General features: G+C 73.1%; 17 protein-coding genes. 7 read left to right on the forward strand and 10 right to left on the reverse strand.

The window, feature by feature from the left end:
• Nucleotides 1-19 precede the first annotated feature (19 nt).
• From lpdA to ACZ63F_RS10700, 3 genes are all read right to left on the reverse strand, one after another.
• Complete coding sequence (lpdA, locus tag ACZ63F_RS10690; RefSeq protein WP_469710100.1) at nt 20-1,408, reverse strand: dihydrolipoyl dehydrogenase; 1,389 nt, start codon at nt 1,406-1,408, stop codon at nt 20-22.
• A gap of 333 nt (nt 1,409-1,741) precedes the next feature.
• On the reverse strand, nt 1,742-3,280 hold the full coding sequence (locus ACZ63F_RS10695) for a leucyl aminopeptidase (RefSeq protein ID WP_469710101.1): 1,539 nt from the start codon (nt 3,278-3,280) through the stop codon (nt 1,742-1,744).
• A 259-nt stretch (nt 3,281-3,539) separates the two neighbouring features.
• The gene (locus ACZ63F_RS10700) at nt 3,540-4,334 is read right to left on the reverse strand and encodes an adenosylcobinamide-GDP ribazoletransferase (protein WP_469710102.1); all 795 of its coding nucleotides are present in this window, start codon (nt 4,332-4,334) and stop codon (nt 3,540-3,542) included.
• A gap of 93 nt (nt 4,335-4,427) precedes the next feature.
• Between ACZ63F_RS10700 and ACZ63F_RS10705 the strand changes: the two genes are divergently transcribed.
• The gene (locus ACZ63F_RS10705) at nt 4,428-5,219 is read left to right on the forward strand and encodes a hypothetical protein (protein ID WP_469710103.1); all 792 of its coding nucleotides are present in this window, start codon (nt 4,428-4,430) and stop codon (nt 5,217-5,219) included.
• Here ACZ63F_RS10705 and ACZ63F_RS10710 read toward each other — a convergent pair.
• From ACZ63F_RS10710 to cobT, 3 genes are all read right to left on the reverse strand, one after another.
• Complete coding sequence (locus tag ACZ63F_RS10710; protein WP_469710104.1) at nt 5,132-5,887, reverse strand: hypothetical protein; 756 nt, start codon at nt 5,885-5,887, stop codon at nt 5,132-5,134. The genes ACZ63F_RS10705 and ACZ63F_RS10710 overlap by 88 nt on opposite strands.
• Nucleotides 5,888-5,897: 10 nt before the next feature.
• On the reverse strand, nt 5,898-7,694 hold the full coding sequence (locus ACZ63F_RS10715) for a phosphatidylglycerol lysyltransferase domain-containing protein (RefSeq protein WP_469710105.1): 1,797 nt from the start codon (nt 7,692-7,694) through the stop codon (nt 5,898-5,900).
• A 304-nt stretch (nt 7,695-7,998) separates the two neighbouring features.
• Nucleotides 7,999-9,069 carry a nicotinate-nucleotide--dimethylbenzimidazole phosphoribosyltransferase gene (gene cobT / locus ACZ63F_RS10720; RefSeq protein ID WP_469710106.1) on the reverse strand — a complete coding sequence of 357 codons (1,071 nt, stop codon included), beginning with the start codon at nt 9,067-9,069 and terminating at the stop codon, nt 7,999-8,001.
• Between the two features lie 150 nt (nt 9,070-9,219).
• Between cobT and ACZ63F_RS10725 the strand changes: the two genes are divergently transcribed.
• Nucleotides 9,220-10,197, forward strand: a complete 978-nt coding sequence (locus ACZ63F_RS10725; protein ID WP_469710107.1) for a class I SAM-dependent methyltransferase — start codon at nt 9,220-9,222, stop codon at nt 10,195-10,197.
• 89 nt (nt 10,198-10,286) lie between these two features.
• Here ACZ63F_RS10725 and ACZ63F_RS10730 read toward each other — a convergent pair whose 3' ends face one another.
• Nucleotides 10,287-11,492 carry a bifunctional adenosylcobinamide kinase/adenosylcobinamide-phosphate guanylyltransferase gene (locus tag ACZ63F_RS10730; RefSeq protein WP_469710108.1) on the reverse strand — a complete coding sequence of 402 codons (1,206 nt, stop codon included), beginning with the start codon at nt 11,490-11,492 and terminating at the stop codon, nt 10,287-10,289.
• A gap of 179 nt (nt 11,493-11,671) precedes the next feature.
• Between ACZ63F_RS10730 and ACZ63F_RS10735 the strand changes: the two genes are divergently transcribed.
• Nucleotides 11,672-11,884: a hypothetical protein gene (locus tag ACZ63F_RS10735; RefSeq protein ID WP_234542644.1), complete on the forward strand. Its 213-nt coding sequence runs from the start codon at nt 11,672-11,674 to the stop codon at nt 11,882-11,884.
• A gap of 50 nt (nt 11,885-11,934) precedes the next feature.
• Here the strand turns inward: ACZ63F_RS10735 and ACZ63F_RS10740 are convergent, their stop codons facing one another.
• The 3 genes from ACZ63F_RS10740 to ACZ63F_RS10750 form a co-directional block, all read right to left on the reverse strand.
• Nucleotides 11,935-13,014, reverse strand: coding sequence for a S1C family serine protease (locus ACZ63F_RS10740; RefSeq protein WP_469710109.1), 1,080 nt, complete (start codon nt 13,012-13,014; stop codon nt 11,935-11,937).
• Between the two features lie 76 nt (nt 13,015-13,090).
• On the reverse strand, nt 13,091-13,792 hold the full coding sequence (locus ACZ63F_RS10745; RefSeq protein ID WP_469710110.1) for a class I SAM-dependent methyltransferase: 702 nt from the start codon (nt 13,790-13,792) through the stop codon (nt 13,091-13,093).
• A gap of 83 nt (nt 13,793-13,875) precedes the next feature.
• On the reverse strand, nt 13,876-14,550 hold the full coding sequence (locus ACZ63F_RS10750; protein ID WP_469710111.1) for a DUF3043 domain-containing protein: 675 nt from the start codon (nt 14,548-14,550) through the stop codon (nt 13,876-13,878).
• Between the two features lie 201 nt (nt 14,551-14,751).
• On the opposite strand from ACZ63F_RS10750, the gene ACZ63F_RS10755 reads away from it, so the two are divergent.
• From ACZ63F_RS10755 to ACZ63F_RS10770, 4 genes are all read left to right on the forward strand, one after another.
• Entirely contained in the window at nt 14,752-15,543 is a 792-nt protein-coding gene (locus tag ACZ63F_RS10755; RefSeq protein WP_093503936.1) for a PspA/IM30 family protein, read from the forward strand.
• 28 nt (nt 15,544-15,571) lie between these two features.
• Nucleotides 15,572-15,850 (forward strand): PspA-associated protein PspAA, encoded by a 279-nt coding sequence (gene pspAA, locus ACZ63F_RS10760; RefSeq protein ID WP_352363761.1) that lies wholly within the window; start codon nt 15,572-15,574, stop codon nt 15,848-15,850.
• A 191-nt stretch (nt 15,851-16,041) separates the two neighbouring features.
• Nucleotides 16,042-17,310 carry a sensor histidine kinase gene (locus ACZ63F_RS10765; protein WP_469710112.1) on the forward strand — a complete coding sequence of 423 codons (1,269 nt, stop codon included), beginning with the start codon at nt 16,042-16,044 and terminating at the stop codon, nt 17,308-17,310.
• Nucleotides 17,307-17,990, forward strand: a complete 684-nt coding sequence (locus tag ACZ63F_RS10770) for a response regulator (RefSeq protein WP_469710113.1) — start codon at nt 17,307-17,309, stop codon at nt 17,988-17,990. Before ACZ63F_RS10765 ends, ACZ63F_RS10770 begins: the two co-directional genes overlap by 4 nt.
• Nucleotides 17,991-18,102 lie beyond the last annotated feature (112 nt).

Below are 18,102 nucleotides of genomic sequence, written 5' to 3' on the forward strand. Positions count from 1 at the left end.
CGCTTGCGTCGACCGAGGGTCAGTCGTGCGAGTGGAGGGGCTTGCCGGCCAGGGCCAGGTGGGCCTCGCCGAGCGCCTCGCTCTGCGTCGGGTGGGCGTGGATGAGCTGAGCGACCTCGGCGGGCAGGGCCTCCCAGTTGTAGATCAGCTGGGCCTCGCCGACCTGCTCGCCCATGCGGTCGCCGACCATGTGGACGCCGACCACGGCACCGTCCTTCACCTGGACGAGCTTGATCTCGCCCGCGGTGTTGAGGATCTTGCTCTTGCCGTTGCCCGCAAGGTTGTACTTCAGCGCGACGACCTTGTCCGCACCGTAGATCTCCTTGGCCTTGGCCTCGGTGATGCCCACGGAGGCGACCTCGGGGTGGCAGTACGTGACCCGGGGGACACCGTCGTAGTCGATCGGGACGGTCTTCAGACCGGCCAGGCGCTCCGCCACCAGGATGCCCTCGGCGAAGCCGACGTGCGCGAGCTGGAGCGTCGGGACCAGGTCACCGACGGCGGAGATGGTCGGGACGTTCGTCCGCATGTACTCGTCGACCAGGACGTAGCCGCGGTCCATGGCGACACCCTGCTCCTCGTAGCCGAGACCGGCGGAGACGGGGCCGCGGCCGACGGCGACGAGCAGGACCTCGGCCTCGAACTCCTTGCCGTCGGCGAGGGTGACCTTGACACCGTCGGCGGTGTACTCGGCCTTCGAGAAGAAGGTGCCCAGGTTGAACTTGATGCCGCGCTTGCGGAAGGCGCGCTCAAGAAGCTTGGAGGAGTTCTCGTCCTCGACCGGGACGAGGTGCTTGAGGCCCTCGACGACGGTGACGTCGGCACCGAAGGACTTCCAGGCGGAGGCGAACTCGACGCCGATGACACCGCCGCCCAGGATGATCGCGGACTTCGGCACGCGGTCCAGGACGAGGGCGTGGTCGGAGGAGATGATGCGGTTGCCGTCGATCTCCAGGCCCGGCAGCGACTTCGGCACGGAGCCGGTCGCGAGGAGCACGTGGCGGCCCTGGATGCGCTGGCCGTTCACGTCCACGGAGGTCGGGGAGGACAGCCGCCCCGTGCCCTCGATGTACGTCACCTTGCGCGAGGCGATCAGACCCTGCAGGCCCTTGTACAGGCCGGCGATGACGCCGTCCTTGTACTTGTGCACGGCCGGCACGTCGATGCCCTCGAAGGTGGCCTTGACGCCGAACTGCTCGCTCTCGCGGGCCTGGTCGGCGATCTCGCCCGCGTGCAGCAGGGCCTTGGTGGGGATGCAACCCCGGTGCAGGCAGGTACCGCCGACCTTGTCCTTCTCGATCAGGGCGACGTCCAGGCCCAGCTGCGCCCCGCGCAGGGCCGCGGCGTAACCGCCACTACCACCGCCGAGGATCACTAGGTCGAAAACGGTGCTGGCGTCGTTCGCCACGTCACGTCCTCCATGCATGTGCGCCGTACGCCGGTCTCCAGTGACCGGTCGGCGGCTGGTGTCCGGCCGCTCTTCTTCGGCCCTGTGGGTGGGGCCCTGTCCTGCCGAGCCCCATCTTCGCACTTGTCGGAGGTGAACGAGACGCGGGGCTGGGGTGTGAGACACCACACGCTCACTTGATAACGCCGCGAGGACAGCGCCCCGTAAGGGGCGCGGAGAACTGCGCGAGAAGTCCCCACGACCCGCAGCCGCCGGACGACGGACCGGCCCCCGTGAATGGGCGACGGGACCCCGCCCTACCCGCACGCGAGGTCCCGTCCACAAAAACCGACGTCAGCCCAGGTCACCCTCGGCCGTCAGCTCGGCCAGCCGCACCAGCGTCCGCACCGCCGACCCCGTGCCCCCCTTGGGCGTGTAGCCGAAGGCGCCCCCCTCGTTGAAGGCGGGCCCCGCGATGTCCAGGTGCGCCCAGGTGATCCCCTCGCCCACGAACTCGCGCAGGAAGAGCCCGGCGACCAGCCCGCCGCCCATCCGCTCGCCCATGTTCGCGATGTCGGCGGTGGGGGAGTCCATCCCCTTGCGCAGGTGCTCCGGCAGCGGCATCGGCCAGGCCGGCTCGCCCACCTCCTCCGCGGCCTCGTGCACCGCGGAGCGGAACGCGTCGTCGTTGGACATGATCCCGAACGTCCGGCTGCCCAGCGCCAGCATCATCGCGCCGGTCAGCGTCGCCACGTCCACGATCGCGTCCGGCTGCTCCGCCGACGCCGCCCACAGCGCGTCGGCGAGCACCAGCCGGCCCTCCGCGTCCGTGTTGAGCACCTCGACGGTCTTGCCGCTGTACATGCGCAGCACGTCACCGGGGCGCACGGCGGTGCCCGACGGCATGTTCTCGGCCAGCGCCAGCCACCCGGTCACGTTGACCGGCAGGCCGAGCCGCGCCGCCACCACGACGGCCGCGAACACCGCCGCCGCGCCGCTCATGTCGCACTTCATCGTCTCGTTGTGGCCGGCCGGCTTGAGCGAGATGCCGCCCGAGTCGTAGGTGATGCCCTTGCCGACGAACGCGAGGTGCTTGTCCGCGTCGGCGTGCGTGTACGACAGCTTCACCAGCCGCGGGGTGGCCGCCGAGCCGCCGCCGACGCCGAGGATGCCGCCGTACCCGCCCTTGGCGAGCGCCTTCTCGTCGAGCACCTGGATCTTGAGGCCGTGCTCCTTGGCCGCGCCCTGGGCGATCGCCGCGAACGCGGCCGGCGTGAGGTCGTTCGGCGGGGTGTTGATCAGGTCGCGGGCGCGGTTGAGCTCCTCGGAGACGGCCGTGGCGCGGGCCAGGGCCGCCTTGTGGGCGGCGTCCCGCGGCTTGCCGCCGAGCAGCACGCCGTCGGCGAGCGGCGCCCGGTCGTTCTTCGCCTTCAGGCTCTTGCCGGTGCCGGCACCGTTGTCCTTGTACGTGTCGAACGAGTAGGCGCCGAGCAGCACGCCCTCGCCGATCGCGCCCACGGCGGCCGCGTCCTCGACGGGCAGCGCGAAGGCCGCCTTCTTGGCCCCGGTCAGGGCGCGGGCGGCGACACCGGCCGCCCGGCGCAGCGCCTCGGCGTCGTACTCCGCGTCCGGGCCGGGCTCGGCGCCCAGGCCCACCGCGATGACGAGCGGGGCCTTGAAGCCGGCCGGGGCGGGCAGCTTCGTCAGTTCGCCCTCGGCACCCGAGGCTCCGAGGGTCTCCAGTACGGCGGCCAGCTTGCCGTCGTAGGCCGCGTCCACGGCTTCGGCGCCCGGGGCGACGACCGGGCCCTTGGCGCCCTTGGCGACACCGATCACGATCGCGTCGGCCCGGAGGCCGGGCGCCGCTGCGGTGCTGAGAGTGAGAGCAGTCACGGTGGTGAAATCTCGCTTCCGATGTTGAGTTGCAGTGGCCGAGCGGGTGGGTCGACCGGGCCCGGGAAGCGACCCTGAGGAGTGCCCTCGGGCCGCGTTGCGACCGGGGCCTTCACCCCGCGTCGGCGAACACCCGGGACGAGCCTACGCGTGTGCATGCGTTCGCTCATTCCTGCGGGTGTTCACCTGGGGGCGGCGCCGTCGTCACTTTCCCCGCACCGGGCCTCGGCGTACGGGTCTGCCCGGCGTGGGAGCCTCCTCAGCCGCCCAGCGCGAACACCACGAGCGCCGCCGTCGCCGCCGTCTCCGCGAGCGCCCCGAACACATCCCCGGTCACCCCGCCGAACCGGCGCCGGCAGTGCCGCAGCAGCCCGTCCGTCGCGGCCTCGGCCACCACCACCGCGAGCAGCGCCCGCAGGCTGTCGCCCGGCCCCACCAGCGCCCCGGCCCCGGCCGCCAGCAGCATCACCGCGAACGTCACCACGGTCGCCCCCACCTTGGGCACCACTCCGGCCACCGCCGCCCCCAGCCCCTCGGGACGGGCGGCCGGCACCCCCTCCACCGCGGCCAGCGTCAGCGCCAGCCGGGCCACCGTCGCCGCGACGACGGCCGCAAGGGCACCGTGCTGCCACCCGTCGCCGTACGCCTGGGCCAGCGCGGCCACCTGCCCGAGCAGGACGAAGACGAGGGTGACGACCCCGAACGGCCCGATGTCCGACTGCTTCATGATCCGCAGGGCGTCCTCGGCGGGCTTGCCGCTGCCCAGGCCGTCGGCGGTGTCGGCGAGGCCGTCCAGGTGCAGGCCGCGGGTGAGCACGGCCGGTACGGCGACGGCGGCGACCGCGGCGAGCAGTGCGCTCGCGCCGGCCGCCAGCAGCAGCGCGCCGACCGCCCCCGCGCAGGCGCCGACCGCGAGACCGGCCAGCGGGGCGGACAGCATGCCGCCGCGCGCCGCCCCGCGGTCCCAGCGGGCGACCTTCACGGGGAAGACGGTGAGCGTGCCGAAGGCGAAGCGGACGCCGTCCAGCCAGGGAGTCGCAGAGGTCACAGCCACCGGCGCAGGTTACCTGTGGTCAGGAAGCCGCCGCCCGGCCGGACTCCGGGCTCGACTCCGGGTGCGGGTCCCCGCCAGGGATAAAGTGCGCACATGGGACATTGGCTGGAGCGGAACATCGTCGAGCCGGGCAAACTCCCGCTGCTGCTCGCCCTGACCGCCTTCGTCCTGACCTTCGTGATCACCCGGGTCATCACCCGGCTGATCCGCGCCGGCAAGGGCCCGTTCGGCAACGTGCGGGCGGGCGGTCTGCGCATCCACCACGTGGTCCCCGGCGTCGTCCTCGTCGTCATCGGCGGCTTCGGCGCGGTCGCCAGTTCCCGCAACGGTCTCGGCGCGGCCCTGGCCGCGATCGTCTTCGGGATCGGCGCGGGGCTCGTCCTCGACGAGTTCGCGCTCATCCTGCACCTCGGCGACGTCTACTGGACCGAGGAGGGCCGCAAGAGCGTCGAGGCCGTCGTCATCACGGCCGCGCTGGTGGGGCTGCTGCTCGCCGGTTTCTCGCCGTTCGGCGTCAACGACCTCTCGCCGGACGAACTCCAGGACCGGGGGACGGTCATCGCGAACGTCGTGGCCAACTTCGCCTTCTCCCTCGTCGCCCTGAGCAAGGGCAAGACGCGCACCGCGATCTTCGGGGTGATCGTCCCGCTGGTCGCGATCGTCGGCGCGGCACGGCTCGCCCGGCCCGGCTCGGCCTGGGCCCGCCGCTTCTACCGCAACCGGCCGCGTGCCCGCGCCAGGGCCCGGCTGCGCACCTACCACCACGACCGTCGCTGGTCCCGGCTCAGCCTGACCCTTCAGGACTGGATCGGCGGCAAACCCGACCGCCCCGAACCGCTGCGACTGCCCGGCCGCGGTCCCGGACCGGACCCCGGCCGCCGGTGACGCCGCCCCCACCGGTGCCACAGCCGCCGTCCCGCCGGCACCGCCGCGCACAGCGCCGCCGTCCCCGCGATGGCCGCCAGGTGCTCCTTGCCGGCCAGGTTGTCCTTCAGCGCCACCTCGACCGCCATCGCGGCCGCCACCGCGCCCGCGGTGACGTAGGCGCCGTACCGCCAGCCCACGTAGACCGCGAGCCCGACGACGGCGGCCGACGGGCCGGTGTCCACCACCCGGGCGTCCGAGGCCGGCAGCCCCAGCGGACCGTGCGGCCCCAGCGCGATGCCCGCCCGCGCGTACAGGGTGCCGGCGAGGGTCGCCACGTACGCGACGGCCAAGGTCCGCCACCAGCCCAGGCACACCTCGGCGATGCCGAAGACCACCAGGACCTGGGCCAGCGCGCCCCACACCGGCAGGTCCAGGGCCGGCACGAACAGCGACAGGGGGGTGCGCAGCAGGGAGGCCGAGAGGGGGCCGGCGGCGCGCACCGCACCGACGTCCTGCACGAAGCCGTAGCCCCACGACTGGTTCTGCGTGAACTGGAGCAGCGCGGTCAGGCACACCGCCCCCACCGTCATCGGCACCGCCCGCAGCCGGTGCTTCGCCAGCGGGCCGCGCACGGTGGCGTGGAGCAGCCCCCACTCGGCGCGGGCCCAGCGGGCGAGCGGCGTCATCCGGTGGTCCTCATCCCTGCGTTTCCCGCTGCGTGTCCAGATGCCTGCGATGCACCCACTTCGGCAGCCCCGGTGCCTCCAGGAACCCTTCGGCGCGCGCCGAGGCCAGGCCGATGCGCGGCAGGTCCGCGCTCTTCTCGAAGAGCAGGAACCGGGGTTCCCAGATGGGCCGGTACTTGGCGTTCGCCCGGTACAGGGACTCGATCTGCCACCACCGGGAGAAGAAGCTCAGCAGGGACCGCCACAGCCGCAGCACCGGCCCGGCGCCGAGCCGCGCACCACGTTCGAAGACCGAGCGGAACATCGCGAAGTTGAGCGAGACCTGCGTGATCCCGATCTCCCCGGCCCGCCGGAGCAGTTCGATGACCATGAACTCCATCAGCCCGTTGTCGGAGTCCCGGTCCCGCCGCATGAGATCGAGGGACAGCCCGCCCGGTCCCCACGGCACGAAGGAGAGCAGGGCCCGCAGCTCACCCGCCCCGTCCGTGCACTCCAGCATCACGCACCGCCCGTCCCGGGCGTCCCCGAGCCGCCCCAGGGCCATGCTGAAACCGCGCTCGGTGGGCCCGTCCCGCCAGTCGTCCGCACGCCGGACCAGGTACGACATCTCGTCCGCCGGGATGTCCTCGTGACGGCGGATCCGCACCTGGTACCCCGCCCGCCCGACCCGGTTGTACGCCTGCCGGACGGTCCGCATCGCCCGGCCCTCCAGCGTGAACTCGGCGACCTCGACGATCGCCTCGTCGCCCAGTTCCAGCGCGTCCAGACCGTGCCGCGCGTACACGGTCCCCGCCTCTTCGCTCGCCCCCATCACCGCCGGGATCCACCCGTGCGCCCGCGCCTCGCCGAGCCAGGGCACGATGGCCCCCGGCCACGCCTCCGGATCCCCGATCGGATCCCCGGAGGCGAGCGACACCCCGCCCACCACCCGGTACGCGACCGCCGCCTTCCCGGTGGGCGACCACACGACACTCTTCTCCCGCCGCAGCGCGAAGTACCCGAGCGAGTCCCGCTCGCCGTGCCGCTCAAGGAGGACCCGCAGCTGCTTCTCGTCGTCCTCGGTGATCGGGTCGACGGCGCGGCGGGAGCGGAAGGCGGCGTAGAGGACGGCGAGCACGAGGAGGGTGCTGAGCACGTTGACGACGACGTTCACCCAGTTCGGCGGTGCGATGTACGGGAACCGGGAGGGGTCGGCGGCGACCGACACCAGGCGCAGGGTGCCGTAGTGCCAGCGCTCCAGGAACGTCGAACGCGCGGCGTGCGGCGCCTGGTCGGTGACGGTCACGAGGAGGGCGGCGAGCAGCGAGGCGACGAGACCGCCGCCGACGGCGACGGTGGCGGCGAGGCGCGGGTTGGACCGGTCGCCCTTCGCGTAGAACTCCCGCCGACCGACGAGCAGGGCGACGACGAAGGCGGCGGTCAGCACGATCGAGATCCAGTTCTGCGCGTACCGCCGGATCTCCGGGAACGCCATGGCGAACGCGAACAGTGCGAGGAAGAGCCCGCTCAGCACCAGGTTCAGGATCCACGCGGCCCGCTTCCGCCGCCGCATCGTGATCGCGAGGAACGCGGTGAACACGCCGGAGGCGAAGCCGGCCGTCAGGAGGTACGGCGTGAAGAAGTTCTCCTGGTTGTGCCGCCGCACGTCCTGACCGAGCGACAGCCACACCGCGCTGAGGAAATTGACGAAGGCGACGGCCCGCAAATACCAGACGGCGAAGGCGGCGGCCCGCCGGGAAACCCCGCCACCCCGCCGCCCCGGCCCACGTCCCTCACACCGCTCCACGGCAATTCGGACATCTCCCATGGAGAGCGATCATATGGGTGCCCTCACCCCAAACCCCGCCGCACGCCCCCTTTTTCCGCCGGACGCCCACGCAGTCCGCGACCCCCGCCGCCGACACCGCCCGCACACCGGGCCAGCCGACCGCGCAGTTCCCCGCGTCCTTGCGGGCGCTGCGGCCGCGCTGCCTTCGCCGTTGCCGGTGGCGGTCGCGTGCCGGATGCTGCGTCGCGATGGTTGCTCGCGCAGTTCCCCGCGCCCCTTGCGGGGCGCGCTTCCTCTCGGGTCTCCTCTTTCCGCCGCGACGGCGCCGTAGGGAAGGGCGCCGCTAGTCTTCCGGCTTCTCCTCGGCTTCCGGCTTTTCCGGGAGTTCGGCCGACAGTGCCGCCGCGGCCTGGACCAGGGGCAGGGCCAGCAGGGCGCCCGTGCCCTCGCCGACCTTCACGCGCTGCTCGAGGAGGGGCTCCAGGGCCATCCGGTCCAGGGCCTTCGCCTGCCCCGGCTCCCCGCTGTCGTGGCCGGCCAGCCACCAGTCCGGTGCCCGGAACGCGATCCGCTGCGCGACCAGCGCACACGCGGCCACCACCACCCCGTCCAGCACCACCGGCAGCTTCCGCACCGCCGACTGCAACAGGAACCCGGTCATCGCCGCGAGGTCGGCCCCGCCGACCGTCGCCAGCAACTGCAACTGGTCCCCGAGCACCGGCCGCGCCCGCCGCAGCGCGTCCCGGATCGCCGCGCACTTCCGCATCCACGCGAGGTCGTCGATGGCGAGGCCGCCCCGCCCGGTCACCACCGACGCGTCCGTCCCGCACAGCGCCGCGACCAGGGTGGAGGCCGCCGTCGTGCCGCCGACGCTGACGTCGCCGAGGACCACCAGATCGGTCCCGGAGTCGGCCTCCTCGTCGGCCAGCGCCACGCCCGCCCGGAAGGCCGCCTCCGCCTCCTCCAGGGTCAGCGCGTCCTCGATGTCGATACGGCCGCTGCCCCGCCGCACCCGGTGCCGTACGACCTCCTCGGGCAGCGTGTCCGGATCGCAGTCCAGCGCCATGTCCACGATCCGCACCGGCACCCCGAGCCGCCGGGCGAGGACCGCCACGGGGCTGCCGCCCTCGAGGACCGCCCGCACCAGCAACTCCGCACTGCCCGCGGGCCGGGCGGAGACGCCGAGTTCGGCGACGCCGTGGTCGCCGGCGAAGAGCAGCACCCGCGGCCGTTCCACCGGCCGTACCGGTACCGAACCCTGCGCGGCGGCCAGCCACTCACCCAGGTCGTCGAGGCGGCCCAGCGACCCCGGCGGCACGGCCAGCCGCTCCCGGCGCGCCTCGGCGTCACGGCGCACACCGCCGTCGGGGCGCTCGATCAGATCGGTGAAGTCGTCGAGATTAAGCGAGCTCATTCGCCGAACAGTACCGGCACCGAACCAACAGTCAGGTGCCAGATCACCCGCACACCCGCACGGCGCCTTGGCAGGCAAGATCGGTATCCCATACGTTCCGGTTTGCAGTGGATTGCGTTCAGGGAGTACTGGGAGCACAGGGAGCCGCCCATGCCGCCGCGCACGCCCGAACTCGCCGCGGGCCCCGACCGGTTCCACGAGCCGCGCCGCGAGGACTGCCCCTGGTGCGGCTCCAGGCGGCTGCGCACCCGCCTGCGCACGCCCGACCTCCTCCACCACCGGCCGGGCACCTTCACCGTCGACGTGTGCCGGGACTGCGCCCACACCTTCCAGAACCCCCGGCTGTCCCCGGCCGGTCTCGCCCTCTACCACCGGGACTTCTACGACGGCCGCCTGGAGGACTACACCGACCGCCTCCACACCACCCGCGCGGGCCGCCGCCGGCACCGCGCCGCCGCCCGCGTGATGCTGGCGCTGCCGGAGCCGGAGAGCTGGCTGGACGTCGGCACCGGCCACGCCCACTTCCCGCGCACGGCGCAGGAACTCTTCGCCTACACGTCGTTCGACGGCCTCGACCCGACCCTGCGTGTGGGGCGCGCCCAGGTCGAGGGCCACATCGAGGAGGCCCACTGCGGCTACCTGGCCATGCCGGAGGTGCTGGCCCGGCTGCGCGGCCGCTACGACGTCGTCAGCATGCTCCACCACCTGCAGCACACCCCCGACCCGCGAGCCGAACTCCGTGCCGCCCTCACCGCGCTGCGTCCCGGCGGCCACGTCCTCATCGACGTCCCGAACCCGCGCAGCGCGTTCGCCCGGCTCCTCGGCAGGTGGTGGATCCCTCACGGCCAGCCCCGCCACCTGCACCTCATGCCGCTGGCCAACCTCCGGGCGGAGCTGGAGTCGCAGGGCTGCGAGATCCTCAGGACCGACCGGAAGTCGCCCCACACGCCGTACGACATCTCGGCCGCGCTCGGCCTGTTCCTGGGCCGGATCCTGCCGAGACGGTGGCTGCGCGGGGCGGCGCCGCTGATCGCCGTGGCGAGGCTCGCCGACCACGCCCTGGCTCCGCTGCTGCGGCGGACGCCGTTCTCGAACGCGTACCGGATCGTCGCGAGGAAGCGGTGCTGACGGCAGTCGCGCGACTGCGGGCGGACGGCGCCGATCGCGCAGTTCCTCCCCCAGCCTTCGCCCGGGGGGACCCCCGGCCCCCGCCCCCACTACCTCAGCACCACCACCTGCCCCGCCACCACCAGCACCACCTGCTCGCACTCACTCGCGAACGCCGCGTTCAGGCGCCCCAGTTCATCCCGGTACCGGCGCCCGGACGCGGTGGCCGGTACGATCCCCGACCCCACCTCGTTCGACACGGCCACCACCGTCCGCCGGGTTCCCCGCACCGCCTGCGTCAGTTCCCGCACCCGCTCCCGCAACGCCTTCTCCCCGCCCGACGCCCACTCCGTGTCGTCCCACGCCCCGACGGCGTCCATCGCGTCCGTCAGCCACAGCGACAGGCAGTCGATGAGCAGCGCCGGCCCGTCCTGCGCCAGCAATGGCACGAGGTCGCACGTCTCCGTCGTACGCCAGGACCCCGGCCGCCGGTCCCGGTGCGCGGCCACCCGTGCCGCCCACTCGGTGTCCCCGCCGCGCGTACCGCCGGTGGCGACGTACAGCACGTCGGGGAAGGACTCCAGCCGCCGCTCCGCCTCCACGGACTTCCCCGACCGGGCACCGCCCAGCACCAGCGTCCGGCGCGGTACGTCGGGCACGTCCTCGTACACCCCGACCGTCAGCGTCGTCCCGTCCGGTACCGCCCGCGCCCCGGCCGTGGCCAGCCGGCGGCGCAACTCGGGGCCGGGCGGCACGTCGTGGCCGAGATGGACGGCGACGACGTCCGTGGTCGGCCCGACCGCGCCGACCGCCCGGAGGCGCGCCAGCGCGTCCGGGCGCCCCACGACGTCGAGGAGCACCAGGTGGTACGGGTCCGCGCCCCCGTTGCCGTTCTCCAGCCCGGCCTGCGCCCCGCCCGGCGGCAGGTACAGCAGCCGCTGCCCGTCGGGGCCGGTCACCGCGTACCCGGTGCCGCCCGCGTCCATCGCCACCGCCCGCACCCGATGCCCCGTCAGCAGCGCCAGCTCGCGCCCGTCCGGCACCCGCCCCGGCTGCGGCAGCCCGGCCGGCACCTCGACCGCGGGCCCGTCGTGCGGGTGCGACAGCAGCACCTGCCGGACTCCGCCGAGGGACAGCCCGGCCCGGGCCGCCACGAACGCCGCCCCCGGCGTCAGATCGAGCAGCAGCGTCCCGTCGACGAGCACCGCGGTGGCGGCCCGCGCATCCTCCCCGACGGCAGTCGCACAGGCCGCACAGGAACAGCCGGGCTGAGGCAGCCCCGCAGGAGCACCGGTACCGAGCAAAGTCACTTCCACGCCCTGATTTTCACCCGTCCCAACGGTTCTCGCTTCAGCGACGTCCAGTAGGACGCGCCCCCGAAGGGGCGCGGGGAACTGCGCGCTCAACCCCCACCGGCCCGCACACAAGCCCACAACCAGCGGAGTTTTCGTCGGCGCCCTTATACGATGCACCAGTTGGATCAAAGGAGGCCTACATGGCGGCATGGACATGGCGGTTCGAGAAGGCCGACGGGACGGAGGTCCAGCCCGCGGTGGAGCCCGAGGAGTTCACCACCCAGGGCGACGCCGAGTCGTGGATCGGCGAGCAGTGGAAGGCCCTGCTGGCCGGCGGCGCCGACCAGGTGCGGCTCTACGAGGACGCCACCGAGATCTACGGGCCGATGAGTCTGCACGCGGACGAGTCCTGAGACGTGCCGGTCCGGGGCGGCCCTCACCGGCCGCCCCGCCGGTCACCGGTTCACTGCTCGCTCAGCGTCACCTCCACCGTCCTGCCGATGCCGTCCCGGCTGTAGGTCACCGTCGTCTTCTGCCCCGGCCGGTCCGCGGCGAGGGACTCGGCCAGTGAGGTGATGGTGGTGATGCGGTCGCCGCCCAGCCTGGTGATGATGTCCCCGGGCCGGATGCCCGCCTTGTCGGCCGCGTCGCCGCTCTTCACGGTCACCACGGCCACCCCGGCCGGCTGGTAGTTCGCGTCGACCACCGTGCGCCCGGCGATGCCCAGCGCGGCCCGGCCCGAGTCGGTCACCTTGCCCTGCTTGATGATCTGGTCGGCGACCGTCTTCACCATCGACCCCGGGATGGCGAACCCGATCCCCGGCGCCGCACTGCCGCCGAGGTCGGGGTCGCTCGCGGCGAGCGTCGGGATGCCGATGACCTGGCCGCTCAGGTCGACCAGGGCGCCCCCGCTGTTGCCGGGGTTGATGGCCGCCGAGGTCTGCACCATGTTGGGGATGGTGGCGCCCGTACCGCCGCCCGCCGTGTTCTCGCTGACGGTCCGTCCGGTCGCCGACACGATGCCCTCGGTCACGCTGGACGACAGCCCGAGCGGCGATCCCATGGCCAGCGTGATCTGCCCGACCGACACCTTCTCGGTGTCCCCGAAGGTGGCCGCCTTCAGCCCGTCCGGGATCCTGTCGAGCCTGATCACCGCCAGGTCCTGCTCGGGGTAGGAGTACACCAGCGTCGCGGTCAGCGGTTCCTCGGTGTGGGCCGTCGTCACCTTGAACTTCTTCTCGTTCCCCACGACATGCGCGTTGGTGACGATGTGTCCGTTGCCGTCGTAGACCACGCCCGACCCCAGGTCCCTGCTGGCCTGGATCTGCACGACCGACGGCAGGACGTCCTTGATCACCTTCTGGTACCGGTCCTGCAGCTCCGTCGCCGCCAGGGGAACGACCGCCGCCTTCGCGGCGCGGGCGGCCGAGGCGTCCTCGGCCGCGTCGCCGTCGAAGGCGGAACATCCGGAGGCCAGCGCGAGGCAGCAGGAACCGAGCACGGCGGCCGAACGCAGGGTCCGGCGGGCGGGGGAAGCGTCCATGCCCCGAGTCTCGCCGCCGCGGTGACGCTCCGGCTCGCGCTGCTGGCCCGAACGAGCGGCACCGGGGGAGGCGGCGTCAGCCGCGGACCCCGCACAGGTGCAGCAGCGCCGCGACCGACCGGTACGGATCCGTCCGCCCGGCCCGCTCCTCCGCCGCCAGCAGCGTCTCCAGGTCGGGCGGTGCCCCGGCGTCGTCCGCGGCGGTGTCCGTGAACACCCGGACGCCGTACCAGGACTGCAGCGGCGCACCGATGCCGGCGAGGGCGCCGGTCAGCGTGCTCAGCCGGTCGGCCCGGACGTCCAGGCCCAGCCGGTTGCGGTAGGAGACGGTGTCGAAGGACGCCAGGGCGCCCGCCCAGTCACCGCTCAGCCCCGGCCGCATCGCCAGCGCGTCGGCGTTGCGCACCAGCAGCGACAGCAGCCCGCCCGGGGCCAGCATCCGGCCCAGCCCGGCGAGCAGCGCGTCCGGCTCCCGGACGTACATCAGCACCCCGTGGCAGAGCACCACGTCGAAGCTGCCCGGCAGGAAGTGGACGCCCGTGTCCTGCCCGTCCCCCTGGACGATCCGCACCCGCTCGCGGATCCCGTCCGGCTCGGCGGCCAGGGCCTCACGCGCGGCCGCGATCATCGTCGGCTCCCGCTCGACACCGGTCACCTGGTGCCCGGCCCGGGCCAGCCGCAGGGCCTGCGTGCCCTGGCCCATCCCCACGTCGAGCACCCGCAGCCGCTGCCCGACCGGGAAACGCCCGGCTATCTGCTCGTCGAGCTGACGGGCCACCAACCGCTGCCGTACCACATCACGCAGCCCGCCCAGCTTGTCCAGCCAGGCCTGCGCCGCACCCCCGGAGAACGGCTCTGTGCTCAGGGCCGCTCTCCGCGCTTGACCTGCGGCTTGGGCAGCCGGAGCCGGCGCATCTGGAGGGAGCGCATCAGGGCGTAGGCGACGGCGCCCTTCTTGTTCTGGTCGGGGAAGCGCTCGGCCAGGCGCCCCCGCAGCCGCAGTCCGCTGATCACCGCGTCGAGCACGATCAGCACGATCACGACCAGCCACAGCAGCAGCGCGATGTTCTTGATCGCCGTGTTGTTGACGACGCTCATGACCAGGATGACCACGGCCAGCGGCAGGAAGAACTCCGCCACGTTGAAACGCGAGTCGACCCAGTCACGGGCGAACTTGCGGACCGGCCCCTTGTCACGGGCCGGCAGGTACCGCTCGTCGCCGGTGGCCAGCGCCTGGCGCTGCCGCTCCATGGCGGCGCGCCGGTCGTCGCGCTGGCGCTTGGCGGCGTCCTTGCGCGTCGTCGGCGTGTTGGCCACGCTGCGCCGCTGGGACTGGGCCTCACTGCGCTTGGGCGTGGGCCTGCCCTTCGGGGCCTGCGGGTCACGGGTCTGCTTGGAGTCGGTCATCGCCGCCTTGTCGGCGGGGGCCTTCTCATCCTTGGCACGGCTACGGAACACAAAACCCAAGGGTACGGGGTCACGGGGTGTGGGCCCTAGCCCGGCGGGGAACGATCCCGCAACGCCAGTCGTCTCCATGGGGGGACAGAGGGGACGTTGCAGGCGCTTCGCTCAGGGGGACCCTCTCCTCCCTGTGCCGGAGTGGAGCTGTCGGTAGTCGTCCTTGGGGATGAGCGCATCGGTCCCCGAACAGTGCGGTAATGGAGGCAGGGCCCGTACTGTGGGTTCTGTCGCAGGATCTGTGAGCTGGAGTCCGTCAGAAGGGGGCGCGCGAAGCCCATGAGCGGTGTCATGAAGCGTATGGGGATGATCTTCCGCGCGAAGGCGAACAAGGCCCTGGACAGGGCCGAGGACCCGCGCGAGACCCTCGACTACTCGTACCAGAAGCAGCTCGAGCTGCTGCAGAAGGTCCGTCGCGGCGTCGCCGACGTGGCGACCAGCCGCAAGCGGCTCGAACTCCAGCTCAACCAGCTCCAGCAGCAGTCCACCAAGCTGGAGGACCAGGGCCGCAAGGCACTCGCCCTCGGCCGCGAGGACCTCGCCCGCGAGGCGCTCTCCCGCCGCGCCGCCCTCCAGCAGCAGGTGACCGACCTGGAGACGCAGCACGCCACCCTCCAGGGCGAGGAGGAGAAGCTCACCCTCGCGGCGCAGCGCCTGCAGGCCAAGGTGGACGCCTTCCGCACCAAGAAGGAGACCATCAAGGCCACCTACACCGCCGCCCAGGCCCAGACCCGCATCGGCGAGGCCTTCACCGGCATCTCCGAGGAGATGGGCGACGTCGGCCTCGCGATCCAGCGCGCCGAGGACAAGACGCAGCAGCTCCAGGCCCGCGCCGGCGCCATCGACGAGCTCCTCGCCTCCGGCGCCCTCGACGACCCGACCGGCACGGCCAAGGACGACATCGCCGCCGAGCTGGACCGGCTCTCGGGTGGTACGGATGTGGAGCTGGAACTGCAGCGCATGAAGGCCGAGCTCGCCGGAGGATCGCCCCAGCAGGCGATCGAGGGCGGCACCGGCCAGGGCCAGCAGTCGCAGCAGCCGCAGGACACCCCGCGCTTCGACAAGCAGTAGCCGACGCCTGGAGGGCGACATGGCCGACATGGTCGTGAGGATCATGGGGGAGGGCCAGGTGAGGCTGGCCGACAGCCACCTCGCCGAGCTGAACAAGCTGGACGACGAGCTCCTCGCGGAGACCGAGTCCGGCGACGAGACAGCCTTCCGCCGCACCCTGACCGCCCTCCTGGACAAGGTCCGGGAGCTGGGCACCCCGCTCCCGGACGACGCCCTGGAGCCCTCGGACCTCATCCTGCCGTCCCCGGACGCGACGCTGGAGCAGGTCAGGGCGCTGCTGCGGGACGACGGTCTCATTCCAGGCTGACGGTCGGAAAACAGTCTGACCGGCGCGTGAGGACGAAGGCCGGTGAACACCCCTTCCAGCCCGTCCGGCGTTTGAGGACGAGGCCGTTCAGGCCGAAGCGGGGGTCCCGGGGCGGCAGCCCCCGGGAGGGTGCCCGCACCGGCCCGAACCGGCAGTTCCGGCCCGCACGAACCAGCCGTACTGTTCACAGCGTGAGCACTCTCGAAAGAGCCCGCTGCAGAGCCGGCGCCCATCCACTCGCCGTGGACGCGGTCATCGCCGCCGGCGCCCTCGTCTGCATGGTCGTGAGCTCTTTCGCCGTACCGCATGGCGGCCACGGCGTCGCCTGGGGCATCCGTGCCCCGGACCCTCTCAGCCTGCTGCTCATGACGCTCGCCGCCGCGGCCCTGGTCTTCCGCAGGCACGCCCCGAAGACGGTCCTGGCCGTCACCGGCGCGGCCTCCGTCGTCGAGTGCGTCACCGGCGACCCGCGCGCCCCCGTCGCGATGGCGGCCGTGGTCGCCCTGTTCACCGTCGCCGCCACCACCGACCGCCGCACCACCCTGCGGGCCGGCCTGCTCACCATGACCGTGCTCACCGCCGCCGCGATGGCCGCCGGACCCCTGCCGTGGTACGCCCAGGAGAACCTCGCGATCTTCGCCTGGACCGGCATCGGCGCCACCGCCGGGGACGCCGTCCGCAGCCGGCGCGCGGTCTTCCAGGCCATCCGCGAACGGGCCGAGCGCGCCGAGCGGACCCGCGAGGAGGAGGCCCGCCGCCGGGTCGCCGAGGAGCGGCTGCGGATCGCCCGGGACCTGCACGACGTCGTCGCCCACCACATCGCCCTGGTCAACGTGCAGGCCGGGGTCGCCGCGCACGTCATGGACAAGCGGCCCGACCAGGCCAAGGAGGCCCTCGGCCACGTCCGCGAGGCCAGCCGCTCCGCACTGAACGAACTGCGGGCCACCGTCGGCCTGCTCCGCCAGTCCGGCGACCCCGAGGCGCCGACCGAGCCCGCTCCCGGACTGCACGTCCTGGACGAACTCGCCGACACGTTCCGCAACGCCGGCCTCCGGGTCGAGGTCGCCCGCGCCGACCAGGGCACCACCCTCCCGGCCGCCGTCGACCTGGCCGCCTACCGGATCATCCAGGAGGCCCTGACCAACGTGCAGAAGCACGCGGGACCCGACGCCAGGGCCGAGGTCAGCGTCGTACGCGTCGGACCGCGCATCGAGGTCACCGTCCTCGACGACGGCTCCGGCGAGGACACCGCCCCCGAGGAGGGCGGCGGCCACGGCCTGCTCGGCATGCGGGAGCGCGTCACCGCCCTGCGCGGCACCCTCACCACCGGCCCCCGCTACGGCGGCGGCTTCCGCGTCCATGCGATCCTGCCGGTCGAGACCGACACCGACGACCGTACGGGCGACCGTACGACCGGCCGTGCCAAGGGCCGTGCGGCCGCCCTGGGGGATTCCGTATGACGATCCGTGTCCTGCTCGCCGACGACCAGGCACTGCTGCGCAGCGCGTTCCGGGTGCTCGTCGACTCCGAGTCCGACATGGAGGTGGTCGGCGAGGCCTCCGACGGCGCCGAGGCGGTGCGGCTGACCGGGGAGCGCGCGGCCGACGTCGTCCTGATGGACATCCGGATGCCGGGCACGGACGGACTGGCCGCCACCCGGCTGATCTGCGCCGACCCCGCCCTCGCCCACGTCCGGGTGGTGATCCTCACGACCTTCGAGGTGGACGACTACGTGGTCCAGGCACTGCGCGCGGGCGCCTCCGGCTTCCTCGGCAAGGGCAGCGAGCCCGAAGAACTGCTGAACGCCATCCGCCTCGCCGCCGGCGGTGACGCGCTGCTCTCCCCGACGGCCACCAAGGGCCTGATCGCCCGCTTCCTCGCCCAGGGCGACCTCGGTGACGACGGCCGCGCCCCGGCCCGCGGGGACCGGCTCGACGCGCTCACCTCACGGGAGCGCGAGGTCCTCGTCCAGGTCGCCGGCGGGCACTCCAACGACGAGATCGCCGAGCGCCTGGAGGTCAGCCCGCTGACCGTGAAGACGCACGTCAACCGGGCCATGGCCAAGCTGGGCGCGCGGGACCGGGCGCAGCTCGTGGTGATCGCGTACGAGTCGGGGCTGGTCCGCCCGAGGATGGACTGATCTCCACCCGGGCGTACTGCGGGCGGAGTAGGAGCCGGATAAGGGAACGGCACCCTGGGGCTACCCGGGCGGGTCCGCGGATGGGCGAGAGTGGTGCGGTGGGCGCTCACGG

The organism is Streptomyces sp. NPDC104761, from assembly GCF_055583445.1.